Source organism: Streptomyces microflavus (genome assembly GCF_014650075.1).
Lineage (GTDB): Bacteria > Actinomycetota > Actinomycetes > Streptomycetales > Streptomycetaceae > Streptomyces > Streptomyces microflavus.
The window spans coordinates 190,120-211,770 of sequence record NZ_BMUG01000008.1 but is presented as its reverse complement, the minus strand read 5'-3'; the positions used below and the strand labels follow the sequence as shown (position 1 = coordinate 211,770).

General features: G+C 67.9%; 17 protein-coding genes and 1 pseudogene. 10 read left to right on the top strand and 8 right to left on the bottom strand.

Annotation, left to right across the window (positions count from 1 at the left end):
• Positions 1-27 precede the first annotated feature (27 nt).
• Complete coding sequence (locus IE264_RS23760) at positions 28-1,815, top strand: helix-turn-helix domain-containing protein (RefSeq protein WP_051821750.1); 1,788 nt, start codon at positions 28-30, stop codon at positions 1,813-1,815.
• Positions 1,816-1,997: 182 nt separating this feature from the next.
• A complete protein-coding gene (locus IE264_RS23755) occupies positions 1,998-2,330 on the top strand; it encodes an SCO4225 family membrane protein (RefSeq protein ID WP_032755459.1) in 333 nt (110 codons plus the stop codon).
• 173 nt (positions 2,331-2,503) lie between these two features.
• On the opposite strand, the gene IE264_RS23750 is transcribed toward IE264_RS23755, so the two are convergent.
• The 4 genes and pseudogenes from IE264_RS23750 to IE264_RS38070 all read right to left on the bottom strand — a co-directional run.
• The gene (locus tag IE264_RS23750; protein ID WP_229887747.1) at positions 2,504-3,589 is read right to left on the bottom strand and encodes an acetate/propionate family kinase; all 1,086 of its coding nucleotides are present in this window, start codon (positions 3,587-3,589) and stop codon (positions 2,504-2,506) included.
• A 259-nt stretch (positions 3,590-3,848) separates the two neighbouring features.
• On the bottom strand, positions 3,849-4,157 hold the full coding sequence (locus tag IE264_RS23745; RefSeq protein WP_032755461.1) for a putative quinol monooxygenase: 309 nt from the start codon (positions 4,155-4,157) through the stop codon (positions 3,849-3,851).
• A 464-nt stretch (positions 4,158-4,621) separates the two neighbouring features.
• On the bottom strand, positions 4,622-6,466 hold the full coding sequence (locus tag IE264_RS23740) for a DUF6924 domain-containing protein (protein WP_032755463.1): 1,845 nt from the start codon (positions 6,464-6,466) through the stop codon (positions 4,622-4,624).
• A gap of 266 nt (positions 6,467-6,732) precedes the next feature.
• A pseudogene (locus IE264_RS38070) lies at positions 6,733-6,876 on the bottom strand (DDE-type integrase/transposase/recombinase); the annotation flags it as partial.
• 172 nt (positions 6,877-7,048) lie between these two features.
• Here IE264_RS38070 and IE264_RS23735 point away from each other — a divergent pair.
• Complete coding sequence (locus IE264_RS23735) at positions 7,049-7,879, top strand: PIN domain-containing protein (RefSeq protein ID WP_078657390.1); 831 nt, start codon at positions 7,049-7,051, stop codon at positions 7,877-7,879.
• On the opposite strand, the gene IE264_RS38700 is transcribed toward IE264_RS23735, so the two are convergent.
• Both IE264_RS38700 and IE264_RS23725 read right to left on the bottom strand, forming a co-directional pair.
• The gene (locus IE264_RS38700) at positions 7,776-8,258 is read right to left on the bottom strand and encodes an isocitrate lyase/phosphoenolpyruvate mutase family protein (RefSeq protein ID WP_078657404.1); all 483 of its coding nucleotides are present in this window, start codon (positions 8,256-8,258) and stop codon (positions 7,776-7,778) included. The two genes, IE264_RS23735 and IE264_RS38700, sit on opposite strands and share 104 nt — an antisense overlap.
• Positions 8,251-9,741 carry a hypothetical protein gene (locus IE264_RS23725; protein WP_032755465.1) on the bottom strand — a complete coding sequence of 497 codons (1,491 nt, stop codon included), beginning with the start codon at positions 9,739-9,741 and terminating at the stop codon, positions 8,251-8,253. The genes IE264_RS38700 and IE264_RS23725 overlap by 8 nt, the downstream gene beginning before the upstream one ends.
• Before the next feature lie 265 nt (positions 9,742-10,006).
• Between IE264_RS23725 and IE264_RS23720 the strand changes: the two genes are divergently transcribed.
• The 6 genes from IE264_RS23720 to IE264_RS23695 all read left to right on the top strand — a co-directional run bounded on the left by IE264_RS23720 (position 10,007) and on the right by IE264_RS23695 (position 18,871).
• The gene (locus IE264_RS23720; protein WP_032755467.1) at positions 10,007-13,417 is read left to right on the top strand and encodes a WD40 repeat domain-containing protein; all 3,411 of its coding nucleotides are present in this window, start codon (positions 10,007-10,009) and stop codon (positions 13,415-13,417) included.
• A 44-nt stretch (positions 13,418-13,461) separates the two neighbouring features.
• Positions 13,462-15,042, top strand: a complete 1,581-nt coding sequence (locus IE264_RS23715; protein WP_158706513.1) for a TolB-like translocation protein — start codon at positions 13,462-13,464, stop codon at positions 15,040-15,042.
• A 431-nt stretch (positions 15,043-15,473) separates the two neighbouring features.
• Positions 15,474-16,241, top strand: coding sequence for a nucleotidyltransferase family protein (locus IE264_RS23710; protein WP_158706514.1), 768 nt, complete (start codon positions 15,474-15,476; stop codon positions 16,239-16,241).
• A 71-nt stretch (positions 16,242-16,312) separates the two neighbouring features.
• On the top strand, positions 16,313-17,575 hold the full coding sequence (locus tag IE264_RS23705) for a hypothetical protein (protein WP_158706515.1): 1,263 nt from the start codon (positions 16,313-16,315) through the stop codon (positions 17,573-17,575).
• Positions 17,576-17,601: 26 nt separating this feature from the next.
• On the top strand, positions 17,602-18,159 hold the full coding sequence (locus tag IE264_RS23700; RefSeq protein WP_051821752.1) for an SLATT domain-containing protein: 558 nt from the start codon (positions 17,602-17,604) through the stop codon (positions 18,157-18,159).
• A 223-nt stretch (positions 18,160-18,382) separates the two neighbouring features.
• Entirely contained in the window at positions 18,383-18,871 is a 489-nt protein-coding gene (locus tag IE264_RS23695) for a DUF5959 family protein (protein WP_051821753.1), read from the top strand.
• On the opposite strand, the gene IE264_RS23690 is transcribed toward IE264_RS23695, so the two are convergent.
• A protein-coding gene (locus IE264_RS23690) for an IS5 family transposase (protein WP_229887718.1) occupies positions 18,863-19,677 on the bottom strand; the annotation gives its coding sequence in 2 pieces (ribosomal slippage) (positions 18,863-19,323 and positions 19,323-19,677; 816 coding nt in all). The two genes, IE264_RS23695 and IE264_RS23690, sit on opposite strands and share 9 nt — an antisense overlap.
• Positions 19,678-19,734: 57 nt before the next feature.
• Positions 19,735-20,025, bottom strand: coding sequence for a hypothetical protein (locus tag IE264_RS23685; protein ID WP_032755478.1), 291 nt, complete (start codon positions 20,023-20,025; stop codon positions 19,735-19,737).
• A gap of 35 nt (positions 20,026-20,060) precedes the next feature.
• Between IE264_RS23685 and IE264_RS23680 the strand changes: the two genes are divergently transcribed.
• Entirely contained in the window at positions 20,061-21,374 is a 1,314-nt protein-coding gene (locus IE264_RS23680) for a hypothetical protein (RefSeq protein ID WP_032755480.1), read from the top strand.
• The last annotated feature ends 277 nt before the right edge of the window (positions 21,375-21,651 follow it).

Sequence of the window (21,651 nt, the reverse complement as noted above, 5' to 3'; positions counted from 1 at the left end):
CCCTCCGACAGCTCGGGATTGGTACCCATGGGGAAGCGTCGGCCGCACAACCTGAACGGCCACCTGAACGGCCACTCCGACGAGAAGGGCAGCCGGTCAGCCGTCGGCCACCGCCGACCGGCCGCAACTGGTCCGAGAGAGCCGCGAGCGCTTCCTTCCGGCGGCCGCTCCCTCCAGGAACTGACGGCGTTGCTCCGCGACCTTTTCGCCACCTGGGACGAAAGCAAGATTCTGCGCCTGGCCATGGACCACGTTGCCGCCGCCGGGCCTTATACCGCCGAGGCGGGATACCTGCTCGAAGCGGGCGGCGACCTGGTCCCCAGTGCGGGGAACCGCCAGGATCACGCCCTCATGATGCAGTCGAAGGTACGAGACCTGGGGGGGCGGGACGGCTCTGTAGCCGTACCCGGCAGGCGCGGCGGTCAGGCCCTGGCGCTGCGCGGAATCGAGGGCCTGCACGGATACCTCGTGGTGACGTCCCGCTTCCCGCCGACCGGAACCGAGAGGTTCCTGCTCGCCACACTCATCCGGCACACGGCTGCCGCGCTGTCGGTCGCCTTCGTACACCGCCGCCGCCGGGAGGAGGCAGTGGAGCTGCATGGCCTCAGGGAGGAACGTGCGGCACTCCAACGGCAGCTGGTCACCGTCGTGGGGGAGCTGGCGTACCGGCAGGCTGTACATGGGCTCACGGCCGACGTCGCAGCCTCGGGCGGTAACGAGGAGGCCGTCACCCGCGCTCTGCACGGGCTGACGGGACTTCCCGCCCTGGTCGAGGACCGCTTCGGCCGGCTGAGGTCCTGGGCAGGCCCCGATCGACCCGACCCCTATCCGGAGCCGGATCCCGTACGCCAGCACGCACTGCTCAACGCAGCCGCCCGGGAGGCGGGGCCGACGCGGATCGAGGGCCGGCTGATCGCTCTCGTGCGCCCGCACGGCGAGATCCTGGGCATGCTGGCTCTGGTCGATCCCCTGGGCGAGGCGGACGAGCACGCGGTGCTCGCGTTGGAACAGGCCGTCATGTCGCTCGCCCCGGAGCTGGCGCACCTGCGCAACCAGGCCGAAGTCGAACTGAGGCTGCACCGCGAGCTGGCCGACGACCTCCTGGCAGGAACGGATGAGACCAGCGCCTACGCCAGGTCCGAGGCCGTCGGTCACGATCTGCACCGCAGCCACTACATCGTCGTGGTGCGGTGGTCGGACCGGGTTGCGGACGACTCATTCGCTCGGGTCGTGGGCAGGGCGGCCGCCGCCGTGGGCATGCGCTCGCTGTTGACCCGAGGGGCCGAGCACGTGGTCCTCCTCGCTGATGACAGGCCGCACGCCGGAGCGCTGTACGAGGCGCTTGCCCTGGACACCGGGGCGCCGTGCGGGAGCATCGGCGTGAGCGCGCGGTGCGATACCCCCGACGACTTCCCTCAGCATTACCAGGAGGCGCAGCGCGCCCTGGAAGTGCTGCGCCACTCCCGCAAGCAATACGGGATGACGTTCTTCGACCAACTCGGTCTCTATCGCATCCTGGGACCCGGCAACAATCTCCGGGAACTGGAGGCGTTCGTCCACGAGTGGCTCGGGAAGCTCATCGATTACGACGCGGGAAACAACTCGGCCATGACGGAGACCCTGGCCCGGTACTTCGACTGCGGCGGCAACTACGACGAGACAGCCGCTTCTCTCTCCATCCACCGCAGCACACTGCGCTACCGGCTCCAGCGCATCCGCGAGATCAGCGGCAACGATCTCGCCAACGTCGAGGACCGGCTCAACCTTCAGGTGGCCACGCGAGTATGGAAGATCGTCCTGGGTGGATCCGGCTGATGCTTCACACCGGAGTACGCCAACGGCAGACCTCAACCGCCCCGGTGTGCGGGAACCTGGCCGAGAGCGGGGGGAACGTGAGTATGGCTACTCATGTGGCGGATGTCGGCGCACGGCATCGTTCGGATCATCAGCACATCGGCCACCACACCGGGCATTCCGGTACCTCCAGGAGATCCGCCATGGACAAGAATCCTCGTTCGCCGCCTCAGACTCTCCGCCACTACCTGGTCAACCCGCTGGCTCTGGGGTATCTGGGCGTTGTCCTTGCGGTGTGCGTGTGGGTGACCATCGACGGCGTCTCCGCGTCCTCCTCCGGAGACGCCAGCTTCGCCGGGTTGTGGGCGGTCCTGGCCACCGCACCGACCTCGATGCTGTTCCTCGTGGCCGGTCCCGTCGGACTGATAGGCATTCCCATCGGTGCCATCGTCCAGGCCACCGCGCTCGGAGCCCTGTACCGCTCCATCACCGAACGCCGGGCCGGCGCCACGGACGTCGGTGTGAGCAACGCCTGACATCCCCGCGCGGTCAGCACTGACGCTGGACAATCGTGTGCGGGAAGCTCCAGCGGCGGTGCCAACAGCTGATGGGGTTCGAACTGAAGCCCTGGTCGCCATCCTCCACGACGTCATCATGGCGGCCGTTCACCACCTCCTCGCCCCCTGGTCGCGCCGTGCCTCGGCTCGTCTCAGCCGCGATCCAGAAGAGCCCGGGTCTCGACATTGATCTGCTGGGCCTCTCCCGTGGGGATGACCACGACGGGGACACGGGCGCCGGGCTCACTGACGATCTCGGGGCGTTCGGCGACCAGTGGTCGCAGGCCGCCCGTGAGGCCGAACACGGACAGGTCGGCGCACACCTCCTCACGAACCTCGGGCTGATCCTCGCCGATCTCGCCGGTGAAGACGAGAGCGTCCAGGCGGCTCAGGGATGCGGCCATCCCGGCGATGCCGCGTCGGCACTGGTGGGTGAAGACGTCCAGGGCGAGTGCGGCGCGCTCATCGCCTGCCGTCCGACTGCGGACCAGGTCCCGCGTGTCGCCCGATGTGCCCGACAGGGCGAGCAGACCGGACCTCCGATTCAGAACGTCCTCGATCTCGTTCGCAGGCAGATTCTTCCGTGTGAGCAGCCAGGTCAGGGCACCGGGGTCGATGCTGCCGCTGCGACGACTCATCACCAGCCCCTCCAAAGGCGTGAAGCCCATCGTCGTGTCGACACTGCGCCCGTCGCGGACCGCGCAAGCGGAGCAGCCACCCCCAAGGTGCACCATCACCAGGTGCAGCTGCTCGGGGCGGCGGCCGAGGAGTTCAGCCGTCCGGGCCAGCGCCCAGGCGTAGGAGAGGCCGTGGAAGCCGTAGCGGCGCAGTCCGTACGTGTGGCGCCAATCGGCAGGCACCGCGTACTCCCTTGCCGCGGCGGTCAGGCCGGAGTGGAAGACGGTGTCGAAACAGGCGACATGGGGAACTCCCGGCAGCAGATCCCGGGCCGCGTCCACCACGGTCAGTGCTTGCGGGACGTGCAAGGGCGCGAGGTCTGCCACCTGGGTCAAGCGGGCACGGACAGCGTCGTCCAGCAGAGTGTGGCTGCGCAGCTCCGGTCCCCCGTGGACGATACGGTGTCCCGCAGCTGCAGGAGGCGGTCCTTCCTTCAGGAACTGCCGCAGCGCCTGGGTCGCCCCTTTACCCGGCGGGGACTCACTGTGGTGTTCGTTGAGGACGTGACCACCGTCGCCGAAGACCGTCAGACGCAGGCTCGATGACCCGGCGTCAGCCACCAGTACCGGGCTGGTTCGTGTACGCACACTCCGATCCTCTCCGTCGTTCCGCGAGCATCCCTCGAAAGAGGATTCATGACTGTCGTGATGGGCTCCCTCGCTCCGGCACTGGGTACCCGATCAGTCAACGCAGAGAACAGGACGGTCCGCCGAGGGAGTCGCCTTCCGGACCAGCGGAGCCTGCTTCGAGCTACACGTTCCTGGAGCCTCGGCCCCGCCCGGGAAGTGACGCGTCACCCTGGCCCGTCCTCACGGGGTCTTAAGCGGGCTGCTTCTCCACGACCACATCGATCAGCTCGATCGTGGGTTCCTCGAAGAGCTCACCCGATTTCTGGCTGAGCGCCTGCGCGACCGCGCCCGACAGGTGTGCTTGGCGCCCGTCGTCGTCGGGAAAAGCATCGAAGATCCCGAACGACGAGGGTCCGAACTTGATTCCGAACCACCTCACCGTCCCGGGCTCCCCCTCAACGATTGACAACCCCTGATTCAGGAAGTCGCGGACGTCGTCCTCCCTGCCGGGGAGGGCTTGAAGCCGTACCAGGACCGCTTTGCTGACCTGCGTAGCCATCTGGGGTCTCCTTAACTTCCACCTGCCCGGTTCGCGTACTCGCAACTTTTGAGCCACCGGCGCCGGCTCAGGGAGCCGTTCGCAATGACGTCATTGCCATGTCGGTCATGGCTGCCCCCTCCCCTCCGGGACCCCTGCCGAGATGTTGGATTGCACCCCAAGGAATTCCTGGACCCCTCAACCCTCACCCGGTGTCCTCCCACCTGCAAACGCAGCCCACAGGCGAAACATCTGATTCATGGACCAACTGCGATTTGTGGTGGAAATAGGCTGCTCCAATGACCTCTCCGACTCCGAACGGGGCCCGAGCACGTTCCGCTGTAGCTCAGGGTCGGGACGACGCCCCGGCATGACGCCGACGAATCGCCCGCGTGGACGGCACGCCCACCGTGTGCCGTCGCCATGGACGGAGGGTGCTCGACTCATCTGATGTGTTTCGGGACGCCCCTTCGATCCTGCCGAGGTCAGAAGCCCCGGAAGACACCGTTGTCGGTGGCGTTCTCGAAGTCCTCCCAATCCATGTTGGCGAGGGAGATATTGTTCACGACCGACCACAGTTCTGCGGCTACGACTCGGAGTTGGCCGTGCTCCTGCCTGGCCTCACCCTCCCTACATTCGTCGTTCTCGTCGATGAGCAGGAGGGCCAGCAGCGGCATCTCCGGCGCCGTGAGGGAGGTCTTGTCGGCCACGATGAGAAGGTCGGTGTCCAGCTCGCGTGCGGCCGAGAGGATCTGTTCGGTCGTCAGGTCGCGATAGGCGAGTTCGTCCACTGGGTGGACGTTCGCCAGGAAGCCGTCCTGGTTCGGTGTCGTGACGGTCGTGAGCAGGGCTTGCCAAGCGGTCGGGTCGGAGAAGTCGGTGCGGATCAGCAGGGTCTCGTCCGTGTCCGGCAGGCTCTTCACGAGCCCTCCCTTTGCGTGCGGGTTCGGGGCGGCGGCGTGCTCGGCCACCGCCTCGCCGTCACGCCAGACGATGGTGCCGTCGGCACGGCACAGGATCACTCCGCCCTCCTCGACACGCAGTTCGTCGGCCGGTCCGCCCAGCGGTGGGCGTTCGTCGCCGAGAACGCGCAGCATGCCGTCCTCGTCGAGCCGCAGTCCGGGCTCGGCCGCTTCGCCGAGGTGCGCGTACCAGAGCCAGGTCTGGTCGGCCCCGAACAGAACGAGGCGGCGTTCGTCCCAGTGTCCGAGCACGGTGCTTCCGCCGGGGGAGGTGAGGGAGTGCCGTCCGAGCGTCTGTCCTCGGCGCAGCACGGCGCCCCGCGGGGCGTCGGCCGTGGGGCCGTGGCACGCCGTGTGTGTGCCTGTGGACCACACCGACCGGCCGTCCACGTCAAGCAGTTCGGCACGGCCGTCATCTCCGACCACGAGCCGGCGGGCCCCCGAACCGGATGGGCCGGAGCTCCACACCGGGACACCATGGGTGTTGCGGACCGAGAGGACCCCGTCCTCGGAGAGCTCGGCCCATCCTCCGTCCACCCACCCCGTGCCGGTCGACCACACGGCACGGCGCTCGGTGTGGCAGTACAGAGTCAGGTCGCCGTTGCCCTGGTGGGCCAGTGTGTGCGTACCTGCGGGAGACGTCAGGGACTGGTTGCGCAGGCGCCCTCCCGCCTCCAGTGCGGGCCCACCGTACGCGTAGGGCTCTCCCGGGGGGACCGGTCCCTGCGGGCGTTGGGTGCCCTCGTGCCACAGGACGGTCCCGTCGGAGTCGACCAGGCACAGCATCAGGCTTTTGGATTTCGAACCACCCGCCAGGTGCCGGCGCCAGGTGAGCACGGTGTCCTCCTGTTCGAACCAGTCGACCAGCGGACGGGTCAGCGCGTAGCTCATACCCCCGCCCTTCCCGTACTCGCAGACCCGCAGCCATCCGCCCTGCTCGCGGGCCACCGTCCGCCGCATCTTCTCCTCCCTGACCAGATACGCATCCCGGGTGATGGCAGCCGCGGGCGCCGCGTCCCCGAGCGGCACAGGGTGGGTGAGTCCGGTGCGTATGTTGCCGAGGCGGACGTGGGAGCGGTCCAGGAGTTCCAGCTCTCCGGCGTCCGTGAGGATGAGGTACTGCGCCCCGGGCGCGGCGAAACCGGAGCGCCACACCGTGTCGTCGTCCTCCCCGCCCTCGACGACGACCTCGTACCCGTGTCCGAGCAATAGCCGGCCGGCCGCGCCCGCCCGCCAGACGACCTGACCTCGGTCGGTGTCCGTGACCACGGCGATACCCTCCGAGTCGCACCGCAGCACGAACCTCTCCGAGGGGGACGTCAACTGGACATCGGGATAAAGGCGTTCGAACATGGGCAGTTCACGCACAGGAACCCTCTTCTCCTACCGGGCGACGCCAGGTCATGGTGGCGTCGGTGAAGCGGATTCTGCCGGACGCTACTGACAACGGGCCTGGTTGGCCCGCCCGCCCCGCCCTGACGCCCCTGCCGCACACCCTGAGCTGCCCCGAGTTTCGTAGAGTCCGGTGGTCTTGGTTCAGGCGGAGTGCGGGGTCTGCTCCTTGCTTCGCCAGAAGGCTCCCTCGTTCGCGCCCGACCCGACGGAGGCGAAGGCACCGATGTCTGCGAGCCGGTCTCCAGAGCTTCCAGCGGCAGTTCCGTTCGCATGTGGTTCGCGACCCGCCAGCCGACGATCATCCGCGCGTACACGTCCAGGACGAACGCCACATATGCCCAACCGGACCAGGTGCGGGCATATGTCGTGTCCGCCATGCGAAGCCCTTCGACGACCGATTAGTGGGGGCGCGACCAGATAACGTGACGGTTGTCTTAACGGAGGTTGGTCGAGTCGAGGGTCGGCAACGTAGACAACTGCGGAGCATGCCTATAGCCGGAAAGCGAGGTCTACGAAAGTTCTGCAGCGGTCGGGTTGGCCTGACATCATCCGCTGATGATCGTCACTCCGATACCCGGAACCCACCGGGACAACGTGCTCAGCGCTTTGCGATCCGTCTTTGTTGCCGCGGGAAACCTGGACTCGCAGCACCACAGCTCCGCCTACGGCCGTCTCCTGGCTTACCTGGAGTGGGCCAACGATTCCCTGCGCCTGTTGGTCGGCCAGATCAGTGCGAGCGACATCAATCGTCTGATCAGGACTCGGATGTATCAGTCCCTGTTGGATGGTGTGGGGCATCTGGCAGGCAGTGACCAGCAGCGGTTGGTGAACGGGCTCCTCGCCAACGAGGTTAGGGAGCGTGTAGTCGCTCTGGAGGCGGCGGTGGGTGCTTTCCAGGGGCAGATGCGGCGTTGGCCGGCTATGACTTCCGTGCTTGTGCTCGACACCAGTGTGTTCATCAAGCATGAGACGAAGCTGGAGGACACTGACTTCTTTGTGCTGGCGGGCGCTGGAGCTGAAGCGGTTCGGGTGACGGTGCCGATGGTGGTTGTCGATGAGCTGGACCGGCTGAAGGAGTCGAGGGACAGGCAGGTCCGGTGGCGGGCCGGGTACAGCCTCGCGGTGTTGGACCGGCTCCTGGAGAGCAATGAGCGCCTGGGACGGGTGAAGGTCGAGGTGCTCTTCGACAACCCGGGGCATGTGCGGCTCCCGGACGAGGATGACGAGATCGTGGACCGGGCCCTTGCCGTGCACACGATCGCGGCCGGGTCAGCGCAGTTGGTCACGTATGACACAGGAATGGCGATGCGGGGGAAGTGGGCGAACTTGCCAGTGCTGAAGCTGCGGACGGATGCGGGTACGGGCCCGGAGCCGGAAAAGAGGTGACCCTGGAGGCCGGGGTGAATTCTCTCGCGTTCGTGCTCGGCGGTGCTCCTGAAGTAGCCGCCCGCCGTACTACCTCAGGGGTCGATCGGGGCGGGCAATGATCCGCTGCCTGTCCGAAAAGCTTCCTGGCAGAGGTCTGCCGCATCTCCGGAGCCTCCACGAAGATCACGTCCGCGCCGGCCTCCGCGTGGGCGTGGGCGCGTTCGATCGCCGCGTCCAGGCCCTCGGTCGCGATGGCGTCCGTACGGGCGATGAGAACGAAGTCGGGGTCGGTGCGGGCCTCGGCGAGGGCCCGGGTGGTCGCGCCCAGTCGCCGGACTCTGTGCTCCGTTGCTCCGCTACTGCCGTGCCACCCTTGCGTTGTACCAGCCTCATCCATGTACGTCATGGCAGCGTTCGTCGTAGGCGTTGGGGCGGCAGAAGATGCCCACCACCGAGGGGCCGATGCTGAGACCGACGGCGTCGTAAGCCTCGCGGGTGACCCTGACCGAAGAGCCTGGGGCGTGGCGCTTCTCAGGCATGTTGGAAGAACTCACCCTGCCCTGCACGGCCCCACGAGGACCTTCGGCGAGTGTGCCGGTGACGATCCCGCCCCAGGTGGATGTGGTCACATCGTCGCAGGGCGGGGCGTCGGTGGCGCAGTCGCGCATGACGCGGTAGCGGTAGGTGAACCTGCCTTCCCTTGAGACCTTCAGGGTGGCCTGGGCCCAGCTCCACGTGCCGGACACCGCCTGCAGTCCCTCGCCCTTGGCAGGGATCGGTTTCGCCGGCCGCCCGGACGGGGTGCCCAGCCACACCCGGGTGCGCACGGGTGGGTGTCCGTCTGGTGCCGGATCGGTGCCGAAGGCGAGCAGGGTGCCGGCGTACTCGGCGGCGGCGTCCACCCGCACCGACTGAGCGAAGCCGTCCTCGCCACTGGTCGCCCTGGTCCAATGACTCCCGTCCGGTGAGTACCACAGGGCGCCGGTAGTCCTGGCCGGCGACTCAGCCGACCCCAGGGCCAGGTACCCGCCCTTCCACGGGACGATCTGGCCGACCCGGGCTCCCTTCGACGGGCTCGTCGCGTCCGCACGCGGGGCCAGGGGTGCTGGGTGGCGCTGTTCCTTGTGCCAGGTCTCGCCATCGGAACTTTCGAGGGTGAAGGTGGCCGAGGTACCCCAGGCGTCCCGGCACCGCGCCCATACGGTGAAGCCGTCCTCGTCCACGAGGGCCTCGACCTCCGGCGGCTGGTCCGGCCACTGGGGGCAGACGACTTCGTGCGGAGGCCCGAAGGCGTCCTGCCTTGTCGAGCCCCAGACGCGCAGGCTACGGCCCTTCTTCTGACCACTCCCTGCTTCGAACGGCCCGCCGTCGTGCCCGACCACGACGGAGCCGCGCGTCCCCTGGGCCGTGGCGAGCACGACGTCCGAGGACGTCCCGTCAGGCAGCAGCTCGGTCTTGCGCCACCTTCCCTCGCCGCGATAGCGCATGGTCGCCGGAACTTCCTCGCCGTCCGCGAAGAGGCGGCCACCGGCGATCACGTCACCGTCCTGTCCGGCGAGTACATCGACCGTCATCTGCTCGGCCGAGGGGCGGGACGGCTTCCATGAGAGGCCGTCGGTGGACCGGTACAGCTCGGATCGGCCGCTCTGCGGCCGGACAGCGAGGAGGAATCCGTCCTTCGATGCGACGAGCGAGCGGGCCGATACTCCGAAGAACGCGGAAGGCAGTTCAGTGAGGGGGATCTGCCGCCACTGCATGGCGCGGACGTCGGGCCCGGGCCGGTCGTCGCTCTTCCCGCTCTGGCAGGCAGCGAGGAGAAGCGCGGTGCTGAGCAGGCATATGAGCCGCCGCGGGTGCCGGGGTGAGGTCGTCGAACCCACTGCTCTCCTTCGATTGCGAGTCGCTCGTGTGCAAAGAATGGCAGACCATTCATGACCCTGCGGCACCTACGCCCTGGTGACGAGAAGTTCGCGTGCCCCACATGTGATCGTGATTTGTTGCTGGGGTTACTCCTGATTCTGATGTGGCAGGACTGAAAAGGCCGACGAGCTGACCGCCACCCCAATTAGGCCGTTCCTGCACTCTTCGGCCCGTGAGGCTGCCACGATGACTGCTCTCGTGATCCTGCAGTGATGAAAGGCAGCCGTGTCCGAACAACGCCTGCTCCCCATCGCGGTCCGTGAACTACTGCACGGCCTGCCCCCGGGAAGCGACGAATGGAACCTCTTCCACCGGCTCTTCGGCGAAGACCAGCCGTTGTGGAATTTCCTGATCCACTGCGTCGCCGAAGCCGATGTCCAGACACTGCATCACCTGATGGCAGGCCGCACGCCGTTGCATGACGTGCTCGATGAAGCACCCGGATACGCCGCGTTGCACGACTCGGCGGACGCTCCCTTCGTCGACGGCGAGCCAGTACCTGCCCGGGCCCTACGCGCCTACGCGGCCCTCGGTCTCGCGCTGGTCGGGGAGGCCGACGAGGCGGAGTGGCATCTGCGCACAGGCGCATCCTGGCTGATGCGCAGTGCCGCCGCAGCCCACCGGCCCACTTCGGATCGGGGCAGCTGGAGCACGCCCACCGGCTCGCTCCACGAAGAGCGACTGGCCGTGCTGCTCGACTCCGACCACATCCCGTCCGAGGTCTTCCCACAGCTGTGCCTCGTCCTGCTCGCTCTGGAAGGGGCACTCCCCAGACCGGTGAGCGGACCTAGGCTGACCGTACTTGCCGACCGTGGCCAGACCGGTGCGCTCTTCCACCTCCAGTTGGACCTGGTGCGTGGGCTGCCCTCCGGGCTCCTGCCGGATCCACGCAGCATGTCGGTCTTCTTCGGGGACGAGGCCTTCCGCAGGTCCCTCGATGACGCCTGGCAGACCGCACGCCCGGCGAAGCTCCACGGTGCCGTGCTCTGGTCACTGAGGAACGCCGACGGTCCCGTCGACCATGTGAACGACTCCTCCTTCGGGGCGGCCTTCGCGGTGCTGCTCATGGAACTGGGCCGGACCCGGGGGAACTGGCGGGGCCGACTGCGGTTGCGGCGAGTCAATCCCCGAACGTCCGTCATCGGCGCGGTGAACGCGAAGAACCCCCGCGTCATCGAGTCCGTGACCGGCTACGAGAGCAAACTGAGCGTGGTGGAGCACGGTCACCGGGTCGTGGTCCCCAAGCGGGACGAGGAGGAGGCCCGGCGCCACGGTGGCCGGGCCACCGTTGTCGGGGCGGTCACAGTGGAGGAGGCCGCCAAGGAGGTGCGCCGTCTGGACCCTCGGGCCTTGTCCTGGCTGGGTGCCGGCGTCCTGGCGGTACTGCTCGCCGGCTCCGTCGTCCTGTGGGGGGCCGCCAGTGACGCGAGCGAGAAGAACAACCGCCGGGCAGTGGCGGCAGAACTTGCCGCGCAGGCCATGGGGCTTAAGAGCACCGAACCTCGTACGGCCGGGCTGCTGGCCCTGGCCGGCTACCAGATCGATCCAGGCAACAAGGAAGCCAAGGACGCGGTCGAGGAAGTTCTGGAGACCAACCGCAACACGGTGCGCAGCTGGGTGGCTGACGATGTCATCGTTGATGTTCTTGCCATCGACGACGCTGGGAACCGTGCGTACACCTCGGGGGCCGATGACGTGATCCGGGTATGGGACACCCGGTCGAAGCGGAAGCTGGCTGAGGTGCCGGGGCGGGCAGCGGGCATGGTCCGCGGGACGGAGTCAGGGTTTCTCGCGGCTCATGACGGCAGGGTCGTCAGGCTCTTCGACGCGTCGGGTGACGAGCCCGAGCTGGAGGGAGAGGTGAAAGCACCGTCCTGCATAGGGCCGTACGGCGAGATCGTGGGGATGGGCTTCACGTCGAACGGTTCCGAGCTCACCACGGTTTGGGACGAGGGGGCCGTGACCACCGTCGATCCTGTCACCCGCACGGTGACCGGGTGTATGAGGCTCAAGGACATGGCGGGGAAGAAGCTCCTCGACCAGTTGCCTGTGGGCCGGACGACCATCAGTGCCGATGTCGTGGCCAGCTATTCCGGGCCGGGGGGTGGCGACGACCAGGCCGTCCTCCTGCTCACGACGAACGAAGTGGTGGCCGTGGACCTCCGCACGAAGAAGGTCTCGGTTCTGATCCCGGGCGCGGAAGTCCCCGGCGAGGCGACCTTGGTTCAAAGCTCCCACGACACGGTGACACTGGCCACGGGCGGCGGGGTCCTGGCCTGGGACCGGGTCGGGCGCAAGAGGATCGCGTATCCGCTCGGCGGACTGTCCTCGCGGCCCGAAGCCATGGAGCAGGACGGCGACCATGTGGTGATCGCCGGGAAGAGCGGGACAGCAGTGATCCCCGTGCGGCCCGGAATCGACACTGCTTCCGAGCCACTGTCCGTGCCCACCGGCGGGCGCTCCGTCGCCGCGGTGCGGGCAAGTGACGGCACCGTCGTGGCTGCGGGGAGCGCCCGCGTCACGGTGCTCGGCAACCATGCGGCGCAACGAGCCCTGCCCTCGGCGGACCTGTCCACGAGCGCGGCCTTCGGCTCGGGACACACCCTCCTGCTCACCGACTACATGACGAACACGTCCCACGGCCTCTACACGATCGACCTCGACACCAAGCCGAATCCGGCCGGCGCCGCCCCGCCCTCGTACGAGCATTCCACCGAATACTCTGCCTCGTCCGCTTACATCAACGACGTGGCCATATCCGACAAGTTCGTCGTCGCTGCCGGGCAGAACAGGGGATTTTCGGCAGTGACGGTCTGGAAACGGGACGGCACCTTTCAGCAGGAACTTCTCATGTCGCCGGTCGAGGACCGCCAGCGCAAGGCGGAGGAACGCATCGCCGCGCAAGTCGCGTTCGCCCCCGAGGCCAACGTGCTGGTAGCGCGGAACGCGGTCGGGGAGGTGGCGATATGGTCGACGAAGACCTGGGACCTTCTGGGCATGATCCCGCTCAAGTCCACCTCCACGGCCATGGCGATTCACGGCAGGACCGGCGCATTCACCGAAGGCACAGGGAAGCAGACCCGAGTGGTCCTGGTCGACCTGGTCACCCGCAAGAGGCTTCGGACGAGCCCCGCTCCCGATGTCGCCCGGTTGTCCGTGGCGAAGGACGGGTCGCGGCTCCTGGCCTACGCGTGGACCACCAACGTCATCAGCGTGCTCGACCCCAGAGAGCTGACGGCCATACGCAAGCCTCTGAAGCTGCCACCGGGGGAACCCGCCCGTGACGTCGCGATCTCGCCCGACGGGCGGTTGGTCGCGTCCGCCGTCGGGGGCCAGGTTCTGGTGCACAACCTGACGACCGGGCAGCAGGCGATGCCCCCACTGCGCGATTCCAGTGGCGGTATCGTAGTACAGCTGACCTGGTCACCGGACGGCGCCTACCTCACCGGGGTCACCCTCCTGCCGGAGCGCGAGCGCAAGCGCCCCGGAACCGTCAACATCTGGAAGTTGGCCGAGGGATCTCTGGAACGACGGATGTGTGACTGGGCGGACGGAGGCCTGTCCGATGCCGAGTGGAAGCAGTACGTCGACGAGTCCGTGGACTACATCGACCTGTGCAAGGGCGTGACCGAGTGACGCCGCGCGCCTCCGTGCGATGGTTCGCGGCGCTGGTAGCGGGCATGGCACTGCTGGGTGCGGCATGTGAGGGGCGGCCGAGCCAGGACGACGCGTCGAAGAACGGCAGGTCAGCAGCCGGGCACAGCGACCCGGTGTTGGCGTTCGTCCGGCCGTTGGCGAAGGAGATCGTCCTGGCGGACGCCGACGGCCGGACCTGGAGAGGCGCGAGGCTGAAGGCGAACGCGGATGACGTGCGGTGGTCCCCTGACGGTTCGGCACTGGCGTGGATCGACGACGAGAGTGACAGCCGCGACGGACGAAGACTGCACCGCCTCGACGTCGTTACCGGCCGCGAGGAGACAACTCCGTGCGCGTGCAGGGGTGTCGGCTTCCTCGGGGAGGAGGTCGCCACGCTGTCCACCGGCGGTGACGCGCTCCTGCTACTCAGGGCCGACGGGCAGGTGCGGCGCGCACCGCTGAGCGCCCCGGTGGGGGCCTACGCCGAAGTCGCCGCCGGCGGCCGGGATGCGGTCACAGTCGCTGACGCCCTGCCGGAGGAGGAGGCAGGCCGTGGCCAGTCCCAGCTTGTCTCCGTCGACAAGTCGGGGAAGGTCCTGCCGTTCCTTCCGGCCCGAGCGCCGACCTCGTTCGTGGACGGCGTCCAGTCGCCCGACGGGCGCCGTATCGCGTGGTCCTCGGCGGACTCTGGCGGTGCCTGCTGGAACTATGGGGCCGCGCACTGGGCGACGTACGGGAAGAAGGGGCGCCAGAACGCGAAGCGTCCCGCTGACAGGGCGATGACCCACGCACTACTGGAAGAGCGCGCCCTGGTGACCGGTCTGGCATGGGCGGGTGAGGGCCTCACCATGACGTTCGGGCCGATGGTGGGTTGTCAGGCAGCGCCTCCGGAGCGATTCGTCTCGTACTACCTGCGCGGTGGTGAGTGGCGCTTCCTGGGAACCGGCATGAGAGCTGTCGGCTACGGCGCCCAGGGCCGCAGGGCACGGATCCTGGTCCCCGAACGGCCGCAGTCGCACGAGCCGGATGACTACATGACTCCGGCGCTGGGCGATCTGCAGTTCACCAACCGCCAAGGTGAGCGTCGTGTCCTTGGCCGGGGGGCATCGCTTTTCGTCTTCACCCCGCAGGAGAGCGGGAAGGCTGAGGCGCCGACCGCCGCGAAGCAACCCCGCGAGATGCGTGTCGCGAACACCACGGACCGAGGTGAGCCTGTTCCAGCCCATCTGCGGAACCTCGCACAGCGCATCAGAGATGCTGCCCAGGGCGGTGACGTTGCACGTCTTGAAGCTCTGTGCGGCTACTGCGACGACGAGACGAAAGCGGCGGTGCGCACGGCTGAAGGCCGGCGTGCGTTGGTGCTGCTGCTCAGCAGCCACCCGGGCCGCACCGAGAACGGCATCGTCTTCCCCGGACTCGCGGCGCACCGCTGTGTCGACGAGCCTGAACGGGACATCACCTGCACTGCCGAACAACTCAGCGACATCGCCCTGCTGGACATTCCGGTGGCGGAGAGCACAGACACGTACTCAGGCCAGATCTACGAACCGGAGTTCGAGGACCGGCTGCATCTGAGGTCGGGATCGGGCGGGAAAGCCCTCCTGGCGGGGAGGTATGCACCGTGACACTCAGGGACGATGCCGGGATCCCAGGCGAGGGTCTGGCGGAAATCGCGTATCCGGAATGCCACTGCGGTCGCGGCTGTCAGCCGTACTCCGCGGCCACACGGGACGTGGAGCTCCGCGGGCCGGGCGGGCCGGTCATGGCGGCAGACGTGGTGGACGGGGAAGTCGTTGTCGGATTCGGCTACCAACCCCCGCAGAGCGGGAGTTCGGACGACGCGCGGCACGACCGACTGCTGACGGAGGGCGACACGGGCTGCGACCGGCCTCCGCCCCGTCCTGTCCCGGCTTCCCGGCCTCCGGGCCCCGGCGACGAGCGGCTCCCTCACGACAGGCTGCCGCAGAACACCGTGGTGCCGGCCGCGCGCAGGTCACCGTGTCTTCCGGCGGCCGTAGTCAACCTTCTGGCCGACGGGTCCGCCCCCTGGGCAGCAGTGGCCCAGCCCGTTGCCCGGACAGTTCGGGCAGCCGGTCACGAGCTCTGGCTGGCCGGCGGTGCCGTCCGGGAACTGCTGTCGGGGCACAGCCGCGAAGCCGTCCGGGACCTGGACCTGACGGGTACCGCACCGGCGGGCCGCTTCGCGGAGCTGACACGCCAAGCGCTGGAGGAGGACGGTGAGACCTACGAGTTGTGGCCGAAGGTCAGCCCCGACACCCTTGTCTGCTCGGTGTACGGCCCCAGGCTGTCCACCCCGCTGCTGGAGTACCGGGGTCTGGGGCTGAACGGCTTCGGATTTCCTACCACCGGAACCGACATCGCCGCCGACAGCCAAAACCGCGACTTCACGGTCAACAGCATCCTCTACGATTTCGAGCGCCACCTCGTCATCGACCCGAGCGAGAGAGGCCTGACCGATCTGGCGGTGTCGGGGCGCGCACTGGTGCCCGTGAGCCGGTCGACCGACCCCGTGGTCAGGGCTGAGCTGGTACTGCGGGCGGTGAAGTTCATGGCGCGGTGGGAGGCCGACGGCCCGGTGGACACGCGTGAACTGTGTTCGTGGACAGCGGAGTTCCCCGCCGATCTGGTCGGCGAACTGCGGGACAGAGGCGACCAGGCATGGGGTGAGCTGCGGGACTTCCATCACGAGTGCCTGGGGGACGTGCCCGCCGACCGGCAGAGGGCACTGGCGAGTGATCTGGGGCCCTGTGTGACGCATCTGCTGGAGACATTGCTGGAGACCCGAAGGACGGCTCTGCCATGATCGGTGTCAGTGGTGGGGCTCGCCACCGCCCCCTTGCCCGTTGGGTGGCACGCCTGGGCACCGATGGGTCCGTGCCCGCGACCTACCGTGTGACGGGACGCGTCAATGACGGCGCCGAACGGACCGATGCCCGGGTGCTGCCCTTGTTCCAGGACCCGGCCTGGCGGCGGACGAGCCTGCCCGCCAGGCGTGATGAGGGCTCGGCGGTCACCGCTCTGGCGCTGCAGCACTCCGTACACGGCATCGCTTATGCGGAGCTCGACGACTATGGGCGGCCCCTGCCTGCGAGCGCGGAGGGCGCGCAGTTGGTCGGTCGTATCGAGGAGCTGTGGGACGCTCCGCCCGCGGAGCCGGAGGTTCTGCGTGTCCTGGCGGGGGAGGGCCTCGACCTCAGGCATGTGCTTCTGCACCGGCTCGGTGACGAGACCGAGCCGCCCCCGGCTCTCTTTCATACGTTGCCGTGGAACGATCTGGAAGCCGTGGCGGGCAACGTCCTGACGATGCTCGGCGGCGCTGGACCCGTGGAGCGGCCTCGCCGCGAGCTCCGTCACTGGCTCACCCCTGCGGCCACTCGACTGGCAGGCCCCTTGGCGATCCTGGAACGAGGGATGCGGGAAGGCAGGGACCCGGTGATGTTGCGCTATGAAGCCGCCTCCCTGCTGACAGGCCTGCTGACCGTCCGGCCCGAGCGGATTCCCCAGTCCACCGCTCGGCAACTCGCCCAGGTCGCCGAACAGCTCAGTACGCGGGACCCTCTGCTGCGGCACACCGCCCGGGTGGTGGCCAAGCGGCTGCATACCGATCGGACGCAGGTACGCATCCCCTCTCTTGCCCTGCGCCTGGACTCGGTACTGCCGCCCGCGGCTCGCATGACGGGCGCCAGCCATATCAGAACCATCACGGACGGACTGTTCGTGGTGCAGGCCGAACACACCCCCGGGGGGCAGGTCCGGGTGACGGTGACGCTACCGAAACCGGCGGACGGAGCAGAGGGTGCCTGGGCGGCCGATACGGACGACCTTGTCGCGCCTCTCACCCTGCGTTCGGCCGAGCGGATGGCAGCGCCTTTCTGGATCGCCCTGCGCGTCAGGGAGAGCTCTCTTCTCGGGAGCCTCGAGCTGTTCTCCCCGCAAGGCCGCTTCGAACTGGTCGCGGACGAGCCCCCCGTACCGTTCGCAGCGCTGCGGACTCTGTCGGCCACTGATCTGCTGCCCTCACTGCGCGCCTCCTCCACAGCCACCGTGCGCCTCTGGAAGTCGGCGGCGACAGTGCTGCCCGCCGAACATCCAGTACCGGAGGCCCTTCGGTTGTATCGGCAGGATCCCACCCGCTGACTCGTAGGACGACGAGGAGCTGAACCGTGGCAGAGAGCCCACATGCTGATCCTGGTGCCCGGCTGTCGGCGATCGCGGATGAGTTGCGCAGGCTGGAGGAAAGCGCGATGTACAGCGCGCAGATGCAGTTCGAGGCCGCGAAGCACTGGCGGGGTCTACATCTGATGCTGGGAATCCCCGCCAGCTTGTTGGCAGCGGTGGCCGGTACGACGGCGCTGGTGGAGTCGGCCGGGCGTATCGCCGCAGGGATCCTTGCTCTGGTGTGCGCTGGTCTCAGTGCCATAATGACCACGGTGAACGCACCCCAGCGCATGTCGCATGCCACGACCTGTGCGAACGCCTATCTGGAAGTGCAGACAGCTGCTCGCCAGACCCGGACGGTGGATCTTTCCGTTCTCGCCCTGGACGAAGCCCGTTCCGTCCTCGCGGAACTGACATCGCGACTGGGCGAGCAGAACCGGGCTGCGGATCCCCCGGGGCGGCGTGCCTACCGGCGTGCCCAGAGCAACATCGAGGATGGTGGCCAGACGTACGCGGTGGATCGCGGGAACGCGGCGTCGGCACCGGGTGCACCGACGCTGTGATCGGTCATTGGTACGGCAGTTCAGGGCCCCGGGATCGAGCATCCGATGGACAGCGCTTGACCGGTTCGAGGAGGGCCGCTTCCTCAGCCGCGCACAGGGCGCGGGCGGCCCACTCTGCGGTACGGACGTGATCGTAAGTGTCGCGCTCCCGGCCGGTGACCGACTCCTCGAGCAAGTCCACAGGGAGTCCGTCGAGTCCCCTTGGAACTCCTAGCAAAATGAGATGAGGGATGTCCTCGGGTCGGGCGAGGATCGCTCGGTACTCGCCGACGAAAGGGCAGCTATGGGCGGCAGGCCCCCGAGGGAGCTACTCTCACTCGCTGATGACGAGGGCAACAGCGTCTCGGTCAACGTTCTGGGGCGTAGTCCCGGATGGACCACCGGGCTCGACGCGGAGATTGTCGTCAAGACTCCTTTCGTGTCCGGTCGTATCGACCTGGCGTTGTACGTTGCGAGGCTGGAGAGCTGGGCCGAAGCGCTGGACCGGCTCGACGCCGGGGAAGACGTCGCCTGGATGGAGATGAGCAGCGGGCCGTCCATCTTCATCCAGCTCACTGGCGAGCGTGACTGCCCGGAGGCGGTCGTGGGGGACGAGTCCGGGTCCATGGTCACCGTGCGGGTCCCGCTCGTCCCGCCGGACGACTGGGTTGCTGACCACCGCCGACGTCTGCGCCAGGTGATGGATCACTGGGTTCCGATGCTGTCAGGGTAGGGCGACAAGTCGCCGCCAGCAGATGAGTACGCATCCGAGGGTTGGGAAGGCTTCGTGGATGTCGTCGCGGATCTCCCAGCGGATGCGCAGGCGGCGGAACCAGTGCAGGTGGGCGAAGGCGCGCTCTACGAACCAGCGTTGGGCGCCCAGGCCGGATCCGTGCTCGGTGCCGCGGCGGGCTATCACTGGCTTCACGCCGAGTGCCCAGACAAGGTGGCGGTACTTGTCGTGGTCGTAGCCGCGGTCACCGAGCACGAGGTCCAGGTGGCGCCTGGACCGGCCGCGCTTGCCGCGCACCGGTGGAACGGCTTCGAGGAGCGGGATCAGCTGGGTGACGTCGTTGCGGTTGCCGCCGGTCAGGGTGGCGGCGAGCGGGATGCCGGTGGCGTCGGTGATCAGGTAGTGCTTGCTGCCGGTTCTGCCCCGTTCAACAGTGCTTCGTCCCGTCTTGGGCCTCCTTTTAGTGCCCGGACGTGGGAGCCGTCGACCGCCGCCCGGGAGAAGTCCAGGGCGTTCGCGCCGCGCAGCTTCGCCAAGTGCACATGGTGCAGCCGGGGCCACACACCAGCCTCGGTCCACTCGGCCAGGCGACGCCAGCAGGTTACGCCCGAGCCGAAGCCGAGTTCCTGCGGCAGGTGTTCCCAGGCGATCCCGGTGTGCAGTACGAACAGGATGCCCTGGAAGACCAGCCGATCCGGATGCCTCTTCCGCCCTGAATGCCGCATCCGTCGCTCGACCTTGGGAAGCAGCGGTTCGACCACCGCCCACAGTTCGTAATGGACGTCCCATGGCTTCGGCCGAGCCACCCCGCACCCCCGGTTCAACGGTCCCGGAGTGATCCAACCACCTCGAAGATCATTTCGTTAGGAGTTCTTTAGTCCGGTGGCCTGGATGATCAAAGTAGCCTCCTGCCGGAGCCAAGACGGCCTGTCGCTTCCCAGCATCGGGGCAAGCTGCGACGCCAGACCCGGAAGAAGCAAGCCTGCACAACCAGAACGGAGGCGCGCCGCCGAGGCTAGTTTCGCCGCGATCTTCTCGGTGACCTGCGCCCGGACCTGATCGGTGAAATCCTGCAGGTTGGCCCGCATGGGGACCTCGGGATCAGAATCCACCAGCCAAGCGGCCACATCCGCCCGCAGGGCGGCCAGCGACATTGCCGTGCCGGCCTGTGGGAACGCAAGGGGAGACGATGATTGACTACCGTAAGGCAACAGCTGTTCCGGTATGGACGCTCGCGACCGGTGACGTTCGGGTGCCCGCCGTGGTCGGGGACGGACCGATGACGGCTGAGCGCCTGGGTGAGTTGCGCGGCGTGCTGGCCGTCCTGGCCGACGAGCCGATCGCCACTCTCGAGGTACATCCGCTGCCCGACGAGCTCGACCGCAGCCGAGGCCTCCCGCTCGATGCTGTGAGTCCCTTGGCACAGCACCTGTCGCAGCTAGTCACGCAGACAGCACGGAGCTCCTCCGCTGCGGCCACGGCGACCGCCGCCGGCGAGAACCTGTATCGCATCGTGATTCCGGCGAAGGTCGCAGCCCAGGTCGGTCAGGGCATGGTCCGCCAGATGGCATCGAAGGCGGTGGCCGGTGGCGTCCGCAGTCCGCTCGTGGATCCTCTGGGCCACATCGTCGCCCACGCGACGTACGTCCCGGTCGGTAAGGCGGCGGCAGCGGGCGCAGCCGGTGGAGCCGGTGCGACGGCCGGCATCGCGGCCGCCGGCGGCGCGGCGCTCACCGTGGCCGCGCCGCTCGTGCTCATGGCCGTGGCGGTGGGGGTGAGTGCGCATGCCGACCAGCAGCGTCAGCAGGCCATCGAACACATCACGGAACTGCTGGAGCGAATGCACGAGGAGAAGCTCGAAGACGAGCACAGTGCCCTCGACGGCTGCCGAGGTGCCATCGAAAAGGCCACCGCGATTTTGCTCGACCAGGGCAAGCTCGGTGTCTCGCTGGGGCTGGACTCGGCGGTGTATGCCATCGACACGGCGCTGAGTAAGGCCGGCCGCCGCCTCACCCGGTGGCAGAACACACTTGATGCGCTGCCCGATGGCGAGGCCGTCGAGATCGGCACACTGACCAAGTCGTTCCCCGGCATCGATGACAAGGGTGGCGAATTCCGTGCCCACCTCGAACTCGCCTCGCTGGCGGTTGCGTTGAAGCGGCGGGTCGTCATCCTGCAAGCGGTCGAGCATGCGCAGAACAACCCTGGCAACCTCTTCGAGAGCTTCACGCGTGAACTCAAGAGGGACCAGCAGAGCCTCGACGAACTGGAGTCGGGCATCGCCGAGGTTCTGCTACGCCTGTCGGCGCTCGAGCTGGCTCGCCCGAACGGACTGCGGCCCGTTTTCACGCCCGGTGAAGTCGATCGCCTGATGCGTGCGGCACACCGGATCAACCGACTGGGCGAGAATGTGACGGTCAACAGCCGCGCCACGGACGTGACGATCGAGATCGCCCGCAACAGGGACGGCTCGGTGGTTGTCTTTCCTGCCCTGCCCGCGTAGGCGCGCCCGACTCACTTGGTGAGGCGAGCGGTGTGGGTTGCAGATGACGCGTGCCGACGCCGATGGGCGCGACGATGTGATCGCCGTCTGCGCTATAGGGCGGCGAAGCGATATGGCCAGCCGGTCGGTGTCGGTTTCATTCGAAAGCTGCGGGGGAGCGGGCGGACTCGCGGAGGCGCCCGGTGTTCTACGCGTACGGCGGTCACGCGGTCGGCGCCCGTCAGCTCGCGGACATTCGAAGAGCAGCTACGCTCGCTGTAACAGCCCGGTGTTACAA